This is a genomic window from Halalkalibacter hemicellulosilyticusJCM 9152, assembly GCF_000513115.1.
In the GTDB taxonomy this organism is placed as follows: Bacteria; Bacillota; Bacilli; order Bacillales; family Bacillaceae_D; genus Halalkalibacter; species Halalkalibacter hemicellulosilyticus.
In genome coordinates, this window is the sequence record NZ_BAUU01000010.1 from 74,757 (window position 1) to 88,404 (window position 13,648).

17 protein-coding genes are annotated in these 13,648 nt (G+C 38.6%); 12 read left to right on the forward strand and 5 right to left on the reverse strand.

What is annotated here, in order from left to right; all coding sequences use genetic code 11:
* Positions 1-17: 17 nt before the first annotated feature.
* The 6 genes from JCM9152_RS07615 to yunB all read left to right on the forward strand — a co-directional run bounded on the left by JCM9152_RS07615 (position 18) and on the right by yunB (position 5,143).
* Positions 18-1,385: a bifunctional metallophosphatase/5'-nucleotidase gene (locus JCM9152_RS07615; protein ID WP_035342799.1), complete on the forward strand. Its 1,368-nt coding sequence runs from the start codon at positions 18-20 to the stop codon at positions 1,383-1,385.
* Between the two features lie 73 nt (positions 1,386-1,458).
* Entirely contained in the window at positions 1,459-1,761 is a 303-nt protein-coding gene (locus tag JCM9152_RS07620) for a YunC family protein (RefSeq protein WP_035342801.1), read from the forward strand.
* 155 nt (positions 1,762-1,916) lie between these two features.
* Entirely contained in the window at positions 1,917-3,017 is a 1,101-nt protein-coding gene (locus JCM9152_RS07625) for an HD-GYP domain-containing protein (protein ID WP_035342803.1), read from the forward strand.
* A gap of 15 nt (positions 3,018-3,032) precedes the next feature.
* Positions 3,033-3,827 carry a thymidylate synthase gene (locus JCM9152_RS07630; RefSeq protein WP_035342806.1) on the forward strand — a complete coding sequence of 265 codons (795 nt, stop codon included), beginning with the start codon at positions 3,033-3,035 and terminating at the stop codon, positions 3,825-3,827.
* A complete protein-coding gene (locus JCM9152_RS07635) occupies positions 3,824-4,312 on the forward strand; it encodes a dihydrofolate reductase (RefSeq protein ID WP_035342808.1) in 489 nt (162 codons plus the stop codon). Before JCM9152_RS07630 ends, JCM9152_RS07635 begins: the two co-directional genes overlap by 4 nt.
* 90 nt (positions 4,313-4,402) lie before the next feature.
* The gene (gene yunB / locus JCM9152_RS07640) at positions 4,403-5,143 is read left to right on the forward strand and encodes a sporulation protein YunB (RefSeq protein ID WP_035342810.1); all 741 of its coding nucleotides are present in this window, start codon (positions 4,403-4,405) and stop codon (positions 5,141-5,143) included.
* Between the two features lie 253 nt (positions 5,144-5,396).
* On the opposite strand, the gene JCM9152_RS07645 is transcribed toward yunB, so the two are convergent.
* Positions 5,397-6,395, reverse strand: coding sequence for a M23 family metallopeptidase (locus JCM9152_RS07645; RefSeq protein WP_035342812.1), 999 nt, complete (start codon positions 6,393-6,395; stop codon positions 5,397-5,399).
* 157 nt (positions 6,396-6,552) lie between these two features.
* On the opposite strand from JCM9152_RS07645, the gene lipA reads away from it, so the two are divergent.
* Positions 6,553-7,467, forward strand: coding sequence for a lipoyl synthase (gene lipA / locus JCM9152_RS07650; protein ID WP_369384540.1), 915 nt, complete (start codon positions 6,553-6,555; stop codon positions 7,465-7,467).
* 44 nt (positions 7,468-7,511) lie between these two features.
* Here the strand turns inward: lipA and JCM9152_RS07655 are convergent, their stop codons facing one another.
* Positions 7,512-8,087 carry a YhcN/YlaJ family sporulation lipoprotein gene (locus JCM9152_RS07655; protein ID WP_052015719.1) on the reverse strand — a complete coding sequence of 192 codons (576 nt, stop codon included), beginning with the start codon at positions 8,085-8,087 and terminating at the stop codon, positions 7,512-7,514.
* A 283-nt stretch (positions 8,088-8,370) separates the two neighbouring features.
* Here JCM9152_RS07655 and JCM9152_RS07660 point away from each other — a divergent pair, with 283 nt between their 5' ends.
* Positions 8,371-8,688, forward strand: coding sequence for a YutD family protein (locus JCM9152_RS07660; RefSeq protein ID WP_052015722.1), 318 nt, complete (start codon positions 8,371-8,373; stop codon positions 8,686-8,688).
* 205 nt (positions 8,689-8,893) lie between these two features.
* Here JCM9152_RS07660 and JCM9152_RS07665 read toward each other — a convergent pair whose 3' ends face one another.
* Both JCM9152_RS07665 and JCM9152_RS07670 read right to left on the reverse strand, forming a co-directional pair.
* Positions 8,894-9,151 carry a hypothetical protein gene (locus JCM9152_RS07665; protein WP_035342816.1) on the reverse strand — a complete coding sequence of 86 codons (258 nt, stop codon included), beginning with the start codon at positions 9,149-9,151 and terminating at the stop codon, positions 8,894-8,896.
* A 240-nt stretch (positions 9,152-9,391) separates the two neighbouring features.
* Entirely contained in the window at positions 9,392-9,658 is a 267-nt protein-coding gene (locus JCM9152_RS07670) for a DUF3055 domain-containing protein (RefSeq protein ID WP_035342818.1), read from the reverse strand.
* Between the two features lie 115 nt (positions 9,659-9,773).
* Here JCM9152_RS07670 and JCM9152_RS07675 point away from each other — a divergent pair, with 115 nt between their 5' ends.
* From JCM9152_RS07675 to JCM9152_RS07685, 3 genes are all read left to right on the forward strand, one after another.
* Complete coding sequence (locus tag JCM9152_RS07675; RefSeq protein ID WP_035342820.1) at positions 9,774-10,217, forward strand: DUF86 domain-containing protein; 444 nt, start codon at positions 9,774-9,776, stop codon at positions 10,215-10,217.
* Between the two features lie 69 nt (positions 10,218-10,286).
* Positions 10,287-10,919 carry a helix-turn-helix transcriptional regulator gene (locus JCM9152_RS07680; RefSeq protein ID WP_235715655.1) on the forward strand — a complete coding sequence of 211 codons (633 nt, stop codon included), beginning with the start codon at positions 10,287-10,289 and terminating at the stop codon, positions 10,917-10,919.
* 17 nt (positions 10,920-10,936) lie between these two features.
* Positions 10,937-11,713, forward strand: a complete 777-nt coding sequence (locus JCM9152_RS07685) for a TIGR01457 family HAD-type hydrolase (protein WP_035342824.1) — start codon at positions 10,937-10,939, stop codon at positions 11,711-11,713.
* 68 nt (positions 11,714-11,781) lie between these two features.
* Here JCM9152_RS07685 and JCM9152_RS07690 read toward each other — a convergent pair whose 3' ends face one another.
* On the reverse strand, positions 11,782-12,279 hold the full coding sequence (locus JCM9152_RS07690; RefSeq protein ID WP_035342826.1) for a phosphatidylglycerophosphatase A family protein: 498 nt from the start codon (positions 12,277-12,279) through the stop codon (positions 11,782-11,784).
* A 288-nt stretch (positions 12,280-12,567) separates the two neighbouring features.
* Between JCM9152_RS07690 and yutH the strand changes: the two genes are divergently transcribed.
* Positions 12,568-13,602, forward strand: a complete 1,035-nt coding sequence (yutH, locus tag JCM9152_RS07695; RefSeq protein ID WP_035342828.1) for a spore coat putative kinase YutH — start codon at positions 12,568-12,570, stop codon at positions 13,600-13,602.
* Positions 13,603-13,648 lie beyond the last annotated feature (46 nt).

Consider the following 13,648-nt stretch of genomic DNA (forward strand, 5'->3'; position numbering starts at 1 on the left):
AAATTGGAGAGGGTAGAATGAAAGAAAAACAAGTACGTCTTTTTCATACGAATGACATACATAGTGGATTCGAGTATTGGTCAGGCATGATTGCTCATATAAAAGCAAAGCGGGATTCTAATACATTGTATGTGGATATAGGTGACCATGCAGATCGAAGTCACCCAATTACTGAGGCTTCGCTAGGGAAGGGGAATGTGGCCTTATTGAACGAAGCTGGGGTTGATTATGTAACTATTGGAAATAACGAAGGAATCACATTTTCATTTAAACAGTTAAATGAGATGTATGATCAGGCTCATTTTCAAGTACTATTAGCCAACCTAGTTGATCAAGATGACCGAAGGCCTATTTGGTGTAAACCATATGATGTTTGTATATTAGAAAATGGTGTGAAGGTTGGTTTCATTGGTGTCACTGCACCATTCGAACTTTTTTATGGACAGCTAGGTTGGAAGGTTCTCCCACCAATTGAAGCTATATTAAAATGGTTACCCATTGTACAAGAGGAAGCAGATGTAATTGTACTTCTATCTCATTTAGGATTACGTTCGGATCGTAAGCTTGCAGAAAGCGTTGCTGGACTTGATGTGATTATAGGTGGACATACACATCATGTGCTAGAAGAAGGAGAAGTCATCAATGAAACATTAATTGTACAAGCTGGAAAGCATGGTGCTTATCTAGGCGAGGTGAACCTTATCCTTGATGTTGATCAGCATACGATTGTTAGCAAACGCGCATGTATTCATTCTAGTCAGAACCTGTTATCAACAGATGATAAGTCTGATACTTGTCTCAAGAGATTAGCAGAACAGGCACAGCAACAACTATTACAAGTTGTGACGACATTGCCGAACAGTTATGAAGTAAATTGGTTTGAGGAAACAGAAATTGTAACGAGACTATGTGAGGCATTAGCCAAATGGTGTGGACAGACCATAGGCATGATTAATGCGGGTGTTATTTTACATTCTTTAACAAGTGGTGATATTTCTAAGGCGGACATCTTAAGTGCTTGTCCCCACCCAATTAACCCATGTGTAGTTCAACTGTCAGGAAAGGCACTCAAAGAAGTGATTATACGTGGGGAATCAAATGAAATACAAAAATTAGCGCTGAAAGGATTTGGCTTCCGAGGGGAACTACTAGGGAAAACAATCTTCACAGGATTATCGTATGACTGTGAGTTAGGCGAGGTTCATTCGATTGAAGTACTTGGAGAACCGTTAAAGGATCATGACATCTATTCCATTGCAACTTTGGATATGTACACCTTTGGCCATTTGTTCCCAGCCATTTCAGAAGCGAAGGAGAAAGTTTATTTCATGCCAGAAGTCTTAAGAGATGTATTTGAAGTAGCTTTGAAGGAAATTGGGTCTTAGTAATGCTCACATAAGAAGATGATCATTCATACCGTACTATAGAACGTTATATGAATGAAAGGATGTGGGTCTTGTGCTAGAGATGACACCCATTCAAATTAAAGATCAAACGTTTATTGCTGTAACGTTAAAGCTCCCTAAAACAAATTTCATGGCTGTGACGAATGATGTCGGATATATTATGTGTGGTGCATTAGATGTTGCTTTATTAAATGAAAAATTAAAAGATCGAAAAATTGTGGCCGGACGTGCTGTCGGAGTTCGAACAATTGAACAATTATTGGAAGCACCACTTGAATCTGTGACATCAGAAGCGGAGCAGCTTGGCATTACTATTGGTGAAATAGGGAGAGAAGCCCTATTAAAAATGAAATAAATGTCGAATGGTGCAAGGAAATGGTTTTTTATTGTTATTTCCTTGCACTTTTCTTTGATTTTCGTCAAATACTTTCATAAAACTAAGGACGAGTAGACTAGAAATGATGTAAACTAAAGAATGAATAATGGTAAAATATAAAGGGGTAGTACATCATGAGACTAGTTTCTACTCAGGCAGTGACTGAAGGGGATATATTAGCAAAAACGATACATAATGATAGTGGACAGGTTCTCCTTCAAGAGGGCATTTCTTTGTCTAGTCGAATGATTGGTCGTTTACATGAACTCGGTATTTCGTTTATATATATAAAGGATGATCGAACGGCTGATATTGAAATTGAAGAGGCGATACAACGAGAGACGAAACAAAATGCAATCAAAACGATTAAAAGAGAATTTCGTGTCGTTTCAGAAAAATCGACATTAAACAAAGCGTTCAATAGTCCGCAGATGAATAAACATTTTAGTAAAGTTATTGATGAAATATTAAATGATTTAAACAGTCACCAACAAGCATTATCGATTTTATCTGATGTCATCACATATGATAACTACGTTTTTACTCATTCCTTAAATGTAACGGTTTATACGCTAAGGCTTGCGCTTGAATTAAACTATAATGAGAAGCAGCTTAAAGAGATAGGACTTGGAGCGATCCTACATGATGTTGGGAAAATGATGATCCCGTTAGAAATATTGAATAAGCCAGGTAAATTAACGGATGAAGAATTTAGTATGATTAAAGCCCATGCGAGTGAAGGCTTTGAGTATTTGCGTAAGCAACATGATGTGCCTTTGCTCGCTGCCCATTGTGCGTTTCAACATCATGAACGTCTTGATGGATCTGGATATCCACGAGGAATTCAACATAATGAAATACACGAGTATGCAAAGGTGATTGCTATCGCAGATGTATTTGATGCCATTACATCACAACGAGTCTATCGTCACGCAATGCTACCAAATGAGGCATTAGAATTATTGTACGCAGGAGCTGGTACTCAGTTTGACCAAAGTTTGGTTGAAGCTTTTAGGAGTGTAGTTGCATTGTATCCAGAAGGGCTTTCTGTTACGCTAAGTGATGGTAGAGAAGGCATCGTTGTTAAGCAAAATCAAAGTTTAACGACGCATCCGATCGTACGTATTATAAGAGAAAATGGATGTGATCTTCAAGATTGTTATGATCTGGATTTAGCGCAACAATTAGATGTGACGATTGTGAAGATCGAATCTATATTAGCAAACACTGTATAGTGAGGGGATCAAACGATGGAGCAATATTTAAATTTATGTAAGCATGTACTGGAAACAGGAAATGAAAAAACAGACCGAACTGGAACTGGTACAATTAGTACATTTGGCTACCAAATGAGGTTTGATTTAGATAAAGGTTTTCCGTTATTAACGACGAAAAAGTTGCACTTACGTTCCATCATTCACGAATTATTATGGTTTTTAAAGGGTGATACGAATATTGAGTATTTACAGGAGCATGGTGTTCGAATATGGAATGAATGGGCGGATGAGAAAGGAAACTTAGGTCCTGTCTACGGGAAGCAATGGCGGTCATGGCAAGGAGCAAATGGCAAGACTGTAGATCAAATCAGTGAGGCCATTGACCAAATTAAAAATAACCCTGATTCAAGACGGATCATTGTTAACGCTTGGAATGTGGCTGAGATTGATGAAATGGCATTGGCGCCTTGCCATTGTTTGTTTCAATTTTATGTGAATGATGGGAAGCTATCGTGTCAGCTATATCAACGAAGTGCAGATATCTTCTTAGGTGTACCATTTAATATTGCCTCATATGCTCTTTTGACGATGATGATGGCACAAGTTACTGGATTGAAACCTGGTGAATTTGTACATACATTTGGAGATGCACATATTTACTTAAATCATATAGAGCAAGTTAAATTGCAATTAACACGTGATGCACGGCCATTACCTAGAATGGAGATTAATCCAGAGAGAGAATCTATTTTTGATTTTGAGTTTGAGGACTTTCAATTAGTTGGTTATGATCCACATCCGCATATTAAAGGAGCTGTTTCAGTATGATTTCCTTTATTTTTGCAATGGACCAAAATCGAGCAATCGGCTATCAAAATGACTTACCGTGGCACCTTCCTAATGATCTTGCCTTCTTTAAACGTGTGACGACAGGACATACAATCGTAATGGGGAGAAAAACGTATGAGTCCATTGGTCGTCCGTTACCTAAACGTCGAAACATCATCATTACTCGTAATGATGCGTTTGTAGCTCAAGGGTGTGAAGTGGTTCATACGAAAGAGGAGCTTCAACGACTGACAGCTCAAGAAGATGAAGTGTTTGTTATAGGAGGAACAGAAATCTTTACCCTTTTCTGGGATGCTGTTGATCGATTGTATGTCACATATATTGATGATACATTTAAAGCAGATACTTATTTCCCGAATATCGATCCCAAAGAGTGGCACTTGAAATCTACTGAAAAAGGTACGGTTGATGAAAAAAATAAACATCCTCATGAATTTCGAATATATGAGCGCATTCGCCATTAAGAATTTTTTTCATTGATTGGCTTTGTACTTATTTTTTTATCAAGCTAGGCCCCCTTTTTGCATATAAATTATGCAAAGGGGGTTTTGAGCGTGAGAGCACCAAGAAAAATACGACCAAGGACACGTAAAGGCCCACTGCCGTTTCGGTATGTCCTTCTTTTGTCTTTTGTTATTTTTATTATTTTAACCGTTCAAGGCCTTTGGATTGTAGATCAAGGGATTCGACCAACGCTCATTCATATAGCGACAACCGAGACAAAGGTCATTGCAACTAAAGCCATTAGTGATGCTGTTAATTCACGAATTACAGCTGAATTAAATCAGGAGGATTTATTTATTCAGGAGTTTGGAGACGATGGAACGATTCGATCGATACAATTTAATACTCAAATTTATAACCAAGTCGTACAAGAATCGCAGCAGCTTGTTCAAAATCATTTAAAAGCAATTGAGAGAGGTGAGGTTTTCTTACCGAGTTATAATGATGAATTTGATGGAGAAGGTGGAATTGTTTACCGTATCCCGTTAGGTCAAGCGACTAAGAATGTGTTATTGGCTCAATTAGGACCGCAAATTCCTGTGCGCTTCTCAGCTATTGGAGATGTACAAACCGATTTGGATGCTCAAGTCATTAATACAGGAATTAATAATACGACCATTCAAGTGAATTTTCATATAGAAGTTGATGTGAAAATTGTTATTCCATTTGCGACAAACACAGAGGCTGTTAGTACGACGATTCCTATTGGTTTAGTGACAATTCCGGGAGAAGTTCCAGATGTATATTCAAGTGGAGGTGGACTTGTCATTCCATCTGATATTTCTAATTAGTAATAATAGAAGAGGAGAATGTTTATTTTGGAGGCTGCTGAAAAGTACTAATCAACTTTTTCAGTACCTTTAATTTGAATAGTAACAATGACTTTGCTTTTTGCTTGCCAGATATGAGAAACCTAATCGTATCAAGCTTTTAAAAATGGGTCGGTTTCGTATATTTCTTAAAGGGCACCGAAAAAGTTAAAAACAAAACTTTTCGGTGCCCTTCTATTTTGACCTTTTGCTTCCTCGATTATAACCTGAATTCTTATCGATTACGTCGAGATTCTTTCTCCCAGCTTTTCAATGATGGATAAGGATCAAACGACCATTCGGTGTAACCGTTGTCTCGATACATACCATAGTGAAGGTGTGGAGGGAATTTCCCTTGGGTTCCTGGTTTTCCGTATCCAGAGCTTCCACAATAACCGATGACATCACCTGGAGCAACGACCTTCCCTTTTTCAATTTCTTTTTCAAAACCGCTTAAATGCGCATAGTAATGATACACATTATTTAAGTCACGAATTCCAATTCTCCAACCGCCGAATTTATTCCAACCTTTTATCTCGACGATACCGTACGCGGTCGCTAAGATTGGCACGTTGTAATTGGCAAAAATGTCTGTTCCTTCGTGTATTCGCCTTCCTCCCCATCCTCTACGATCTCCCCATGTATTTTTATAACTATAATTGTGATGAAGGGGCATTGGGAAAGAATGATCATCAAGATCTAAAGTATCGAATTGTTGGTACACTTTTGCATGACCAAAGGGAATATTAACGGATTGTACACGGTTGTATCGCTCCCATAATGCAATTTTGAAATCAGATTCAGTGACACCGTACCCTTCTAAATAATGCGCAAATGTATAGAGTACGTCCTCATCATCTTGTCGATCAGCCTTCCCATCCCCATTGCCATCAAGTCCGACGCCGTCAAAGAACTGTATAGAAATAGGGTTCGTATCTTGACGATTGGGGTTCGTAACACCAGACCATTCTTCCTCAGAAAAATAAATGGCAATAAACCCATCCTCGTTAGGACGATCTTTTTGTGACCTTCTTAAGCCACGCTCAAATGTATCAACAGCTGCTAAGTAGTACCAAGGAACATTTGTAATGGCTTCGGTTTTAACATATAAAGCCATTCGATTTTCATATATGTCCTCAGTGGACAAATCTTTTGTCTCTTTGGCAAGAACAGCTAGAGGGGATGAAACGACAATAAAGCAGGTTATAACGAGAATATATTTTGCAATAGTCATACAATGCTCCTTTCCTTGCCACTCTACTAGTCATTAGTGTGTTAAAATAATGAAAAATCATCATAGTGAATCATTGGTAATTAGTTCACATCGTTTGGTCATTTACGAAAAATCATGGTAAAGTATAAGATATGAGAAATATGCAAGCTTGGATGGAGTGAATAGAATGGCAAAGAAGGAAGAGCATCTTCGAAAGCCGGAATGGCTTAAAATAAAATTAAATACGAATGAATCCTATACAGGCTTGAAGAAAATGATGCGCGAAAAGAAATTACATACGGTTTGTGAAGAAGCGCGTTGTCCAAATATTCATGAATGCTGGGCAGTTCGTAAAACGGCGACATTTATGATCTTAGGTGATATTTGTACTCGAGCTTGCCGCTTTTGTGCAGTGAAAACAGGTTTACCTACCGAGTTAGATTTACAGGAGCCAGAACGAGTTGCAGAGTCAGTTGAACAGATGGGGTTAAAACACGTCGTTATTACGGCGGTTGCACGTGATGATTTAAAAGATGGTGGGGCTGCTGTCTTTGCAGATACAGTACGGGCAATTCGAAAGCGTAATCCATTTTGTACGATTGAAGTATTACCGTCAGATATGCTCGGAAACTTTGACAGCTTAAGGACTTTAATGGATGCAAGGCCAAATATTATGAATCATAATATAGAAACAGTACGTAGGCTAACACCAAGAGTTCGTGCTCGTGCAACGTATGAGCGAACGTTAGAATTCTTAAAGCGTGCAAAGGAAATCCACGAAGATATCCCAACGAAATCAAGCTTAATGATCGGACTTGGTGAAACGAAGGAAGAAATTATTGAAACGATGGATGATCTTCGTGCAGTGGATGTTGATATTATGACAATTGGTCAGTATTTACAACCTACTAAGAAGCATTTAAAAGTACAGAAGTATTATCATCCAGACGAATTTGCAGAGTTGAAAGAAATAGCGCTTAGCAAAGGGTTCAGCCATTGTGAAGCAGGCCCTCTTGTCAGGTCATCCTATCATGCTGATGAACAAGTGAATGAAGCACAAGTACGTAAAGAAGCTATGAAGGTTCAAAACTAAAGAGAAAAGAAGGGTTGTCCTGTAGCTGGACAACCCTTCTTTCGTTAATCAGCTTCTGCGTCGTAGTTGCCTTGAGGAGATTGCTTAAATAACTCAATGGTTTGTTCAATGGAGTCCTGAACGTTTGAATGAGCACTTAACCCTTGGAATCGCTCAATCTCATCAAAGTGGTGTTCATTATCTGAAATATATACCTCATAATAATGAGGGACGATAGAGATAGCTGAACGTTTAACTTGATCTGCAGTCAGTTCTCGATCATCTGACGTCGCAGAATATGCAACGAGAGCGTATTGATCAGTGACAAGAGTTGCAGCTTCTTCAACATCGTTATTGGTTAAAACTAATCGTGTAATGCTATCTGAAAGCTTTTCACGATTGACATAAATAATCTCTTGTTGCTGACCATTTGGTTCAACATCATGTTTGTTGTAACGAACATAGCTGTAATCGTTAAAATCGCCAACACTCATGCGGTTATAAGGTTGAGATCCATGGTTTTGTTGAGTTATTTCACGATCCATTTGAACACGTTGCATTGTTTGCGGATCATCGGCTAAGTGACAGCCTGAGAAGATAAGTAGACATGCTATTAATAGTATGGTTTGTTTCGTTTTCAAAACGATCCCTCCTTTAGTTTCAGAGTGCCCGATAAATGATTTTTTAAACGAAAAGGATGAATGTCATTCTTAGAAGTAGGTGATGGAAAATACCAATTCAATCAAGGGTAGAGTATCGGCAACGTATGCTCAATATTTAGCTCATTTTTACTAAAGTAATAACTGCTCACGATGTCTCTGAGACAAGAAGTTAGGCATTTTCTTAGCTAAAAAAAGAGCTGGCTGTTGTCTTCGCTTTCATATGGTATAATTCAAATCAGAGTGAAGGATTGAGGTGAAAAGTATGGTTCGATTGCAAGGGCTACAATTTGAAGTCATTGAAGATGTAAAAAATGGTTGGAATGAAGAGGCCTTTAAGGAACGATACAGTGAAGTTTTAAATAAGTATGATTACATAGTTGGTGACTGGGGCTATAGTCAATTGAGGTTACGAGGTTTCTTTGAAGACAAACATAAGAAGTCGACATTTGATACAAAGATTAGCACACTCCCTGACTACTTGTATGAATATTGTAATTTCGGATGCGCTTATTTCGTGATTAAACGAGTGAAAGATAAAAGTAAGCCAAAGAAAAATAATGGCGCTGCAGTTTCTTCATAGTTTCAAGAAAACAAATGGAGTCTTTTATGAGAATGTAGGCTGACTCTTCTTAGATGTTGAATCAAGTAGGAAGTAGGCGGGTTAGTGGGAGCGACGGCTTCACTCGTTACACGCATTTTTGAAAGAACCCCACTTTCAAAAATGCTCAACACATTGTAACGGCTCAGCACGGCGCAATTAAGAAAAGACTGCTGCGCAGCTTTTCTTAGCCATCATGTGTTGGATGGGCTCCAGGGTCTTTTCGCGGATTGTTCTCGTGTAATGATTTATTTTCGTAATTAAAGGCGCTATAAGGACGTTGACCTTTCTTAAACGGGGTTGTCTTATTGGAAACAGGCTTTTCTTTATTGAAAGGTGATCCATATGGCCCTTCAGGTGTTTGTTCTGGTACGAGAAAATCTCTCATCGCTTCAACATTAGCGAAATCAGAGTAATCTTCCTTTTGTTTGTTCTCTTTCTCCATTGCGAAAGCACCTCCTTATGGTTAGCGTACCCAAAGGAGGTGCTTTTCAAAAGATCATGTTGAGTGAAATAAAGGAAAATGGATTCGTATAAACAGATACTATAAGAGCTCTTTATTGTAAAAATAGTTTAACCAATGTAAGTGCGTGGGTGAATTCTCCGTAAGTTACACACAATTTCTGTAGAGCTCAACTTGACTGAGCACAACGCGTAGAAGAAAAGACCGCTACGCATGTTTTTCTTATACGACTTCGTATAGAAATAATTTAAGTTCTTCTGCTTCTTCATTGTTGAGGTTGAAGGCAGTTTCTATGTAATTAGGTTCGTCTAGGTCGTCTTGACCAATAATCGCAAAACGGTTGGATTGAATATCAAGAACAAGCTTCTTCCCATAGTAACGACTTGATTGAATAATGGCTAAATCAAAGCGGCTTGCTTCTCCCATAAAGCTAATAAAGCGGATGTTTGTTTCTTCGGTATCATCATAAAGAAAAAAACGTTCAGACATTTTATGCCCCCCAGTTTTGTCAGAGTTTCTTATTTACAATAGCTGAAAGTGTGCAAGTTTGCAATAAAGGCAAGAGAAGAATGACGGAAAAATAAAACGTAAGGAGTTCGAATGTATGTATTTTGTTGATCGAAATCAAATTGAGGTAGCATTAACGTATATGGAAACATCAATTGAACATTTTGAGACATTAACGAATATAGAGGAGTCGTTTACGGATCAGCTTGCACTTGAACGAATCGCAATGGTTGTGATTGAATCGATCATTGATGTCGGTAATAGTATGATTGATGGGTTTATTATGCGCGACCCAGGGAGCTACGAGGACATTGTTGATATTTTGGAGGATGAGAAAGTGATTGATCATAAACAAGCTAACGATTTGAAAAAAATTGTCAGCAAACGAAAAGCGCTTGTACAACAGTTTCAAAAAATCGATCATCAGTCTTTAAAGGAGCTGATGAATGAGCATAAAGATGCGCTGTTAAGCTTTCCTACTCAAGTAAGGCGTTACCTTGTTCAAGAGCTAGGCCCTGTATCTGCATTTATTCCCAAGTAAGATCAATAGTCGAAGCTTCCCTTTTTGTGTTACAATTGCTAACAATAAAAAGGAAGGATGGTGAACGCTGTGAAAAAGGATACGTCGACTCGTCAATTAATCCTGTCCATTTTAAAACGGAACGAGGAGCAAACGATAGCCGACCTTGCCACCCAACTAGGTATTACTGAAATGGCTGTTCGCCGTCATATAAAAGAGCTAGAAAAAGAAGAGCTCATAGAATCTTGTTTGAAACGTCAAACAATGGGACGACCAACATATATCTATTCATTAACTGAAAAAGGAAAAGAGTCATTTCCGCGGAATTATAGCGACTTGTCAATTGGAATATTAAAAGACATAGAACAGCTTAGTGGCAAGGAATTAGTAGATCAAGTATTTGAAAAAAGGCGAGATCGTCTTTTTTCAAATTATGCCTTAGAGATGGATGGGAGCTTTAAGGAGCGCATCGAAGCGTTGGCTCGTATTCAAAGTGAAAATGGTTACATGGTTGAATATAAGGAAACAGAGGATGGCTCATTTGAATTCACTGAATATAATTGTCCTATTGCTCAAGTAGCTAAGGAATATCCGGTTGCATGTAAATGTGAGCATGAATTATTTAAGAAACTTTTACAGACAGATGAGGTTGAGCGTACGTCGTGTATTGCGAAGGAAGGTTCTACTTCATGTGTTTATAAAATTAAAGAACAGCGAAAATGAGTGGAGAGGTTAATAATATGACAAAAGCATACAAAGGCTATTTAATTGACTTAGATGGAACGATGTATCGAGGTAGTGAAAAGATCCCGGAAGCCATTGAATTTGTGAAGGAACTAAAACAGCAAGAGATTCCTTATTTGTTTGTCACAAATAATTCGACTAAGCCTCCATCCGATGTTGCGAAGCACTTGCGCGAAATGGATGTGCCAGCTGATGAAAAGCATGTATTTACAACAAGTATGGCAACCGCAACATATATTAGTCAAATTAAAAACAAAGCAAAGGTTTGTATGGTTGGTGAAGAAGGGCTTAAATTAGCATTGCTTGAAGAAGGCCATGAACTAGTAGAAGAAGGAGCAGACATCGTTGTCATGGGGCTCGATCGACAGATTACGTATGAAAAGCTGGCAAAAGCAGCATTGAATATACGTGCTGGAGCAACGTTTATTGCGACCAACGGGGATGTAGCGTTACCGACAGAGAGAGGACTTGTACCAGGAGCTGGTTCACTAATATCGGTGTTGTCAGTTAGTACAGGAGTTACACCAACGTTTATTGGGAAGCCAGAAGCCGTCATTGTCGAGCAAGCGTTAGATGTCATGGGTTTAACGCATAAAGAGACCATCATGGTGGGTGATAATTATCATACAGATATCTTAGCCGGTATTCGTACACAAATGGATACGTTGCTTGTTTATACAGGTGTTTCAACAAAAGAACAGGTTGCAACATATGACGAGTCGCCTACTTTTGAGATCGATTCATTATCTGAGTGGAATATCGTGAAATCATAACCTCATGAAAAGAACCGCGTGTCCTATTTTAGGATGTGCGGTTCTTTTGTTTAGGATATCGCGCTTTTCTATTCGGTATTGGCTGCACTGTGTGCAAGCCTACTTGATGCTGCCGCTGCTATGGCTCCAACAATATCATCTAAAAATGTATGACACTTCCCTGAGCTTTTATCATTTAAGTGTTCTAAAATACCTGGCTTTTGTTTATCAATATAACCATAGTTTGTAAAGCCTATAGAACCATACACATTAACGATTGATAGAGCAATGATTTCATCAACACCATATAGCCCCTCGTCTCTATCGATAATGTCTTGAAGTGGTTCTTCTAGCTTCTTTTGTTCGGCCAAAATATCAAGCTGAATACCGGTAAGAACGGCATTTTGTACTTCCCGTTTACGTAGAACTCGGTCTACATTCTCTTTACAGTCTGCCATTTTCAAGTCAGGATGGTATTTTGCTTGTAAGTAGTACACGAGTTCTGCGATATCATCTAATGTTACGCCTCGTGCATTAAGTAATTCCCGCGCCTTTTTCTCTACGACGTCCATTTGTCTGTTAGTCATTTGTACACCTCGTTCTTCTTGTAAGTTAAAAAGTAAAAAATTCTAGAAGTCAAAATCATGGGAGACGAAAGCTTATTCGGTTAGAGCTTCGGCTTCATTCGTTACATGTTTGGATGAATAAAGCCTAATGTTGATGGTACGGCTGTACGCTAGTAAAGAAAAGACATATAGCAGCCATCATTGTTCATTGTGACAGAAGAAGTATGTTTAGTCTACTGTGCACATACACAATTTATTCACACTAGGCATAGACTGAAAAAAGGAATGCCTAGAATAGGAGGGGTGTTGATGTTTGAACGTACGATATATGATGCTTATGGAATTTATTGCGAGGGGCGATTCTCATTAAAAGGCTATGATGGATTTTATACGGGGAATCAATCGTACTTACTTTTTCCGAAAGAAGAATGTTTAATTAGTGAAAAAGAAATGCTCGATTTTACGAATTATGTTCGCTCACTTGGAGATTTTTCTGTTCTTGAGCCATTAATGACAAAGTACAATAAACGAATTGCGTTAGTAGAAGGACAAGAGGTTTATGTTAGTCCGTTGCCTAATGAACGCTCTTCCTCAGTCGTACGGATTCAATCAGAAAAGGAAAGAGGTGCCCACTTAGCTCAACTGCATCACTATGGAAAGAGACTCTCATATTCGAAAAACAATGAATTTTTTGGCCAATGGCCTAAGCTTTGGGAGGCTAGGCTAGAGCAATTAGAAGGCTGGTATCAACAAATTCTTTATTCAGGCCCTCAATCAGAGGTCGATGAGGCATTTTTATATACGTATCCTTATTTCATGGGTTTGACTGAAAATGCGATTCAGTACGCTGTTGATGCTACGCTTGATGATCCGAGTCGTGACCAGGAAACACCGACTATTGCTCATCGCCATTTCTCAGAACGAACATGGATGACGATTTCAGAAGATGGGACGATTGTGAAACGGCCAACGGAGTGGTTATATGATCACCCTTGTCGCGATATAGCCGAATGGCTACGTGATCAACGACTTCGAAACGAAACATTCCCATGGGAAAAAGCAAATGAATTTTTGTCGGGATATGAGCATGTAGACTTATTATCAAGTTATTCAAGACGATTGTTGTATGCCCGCCTATTATTCCCGCTTCATTATTTTGAAGCAGTTGAATTATTTTATTCGGCTCAGGTGAAAGAGGAACGAATGCAAAGAGGACAACAGCTCATGCAAATGTTAATGAATGAGGGAAGTAACGAACAATTCTTAAAGGATTTTGCAGTCTACTTCTTACAATCAAGATCAGAGGCAGCGTTAACTATTCCTACGCTTGAATGGTTAGGTTAAAGGTCATGAGAAACAAATGATGTGATTTAGACCACTAAATACTTTG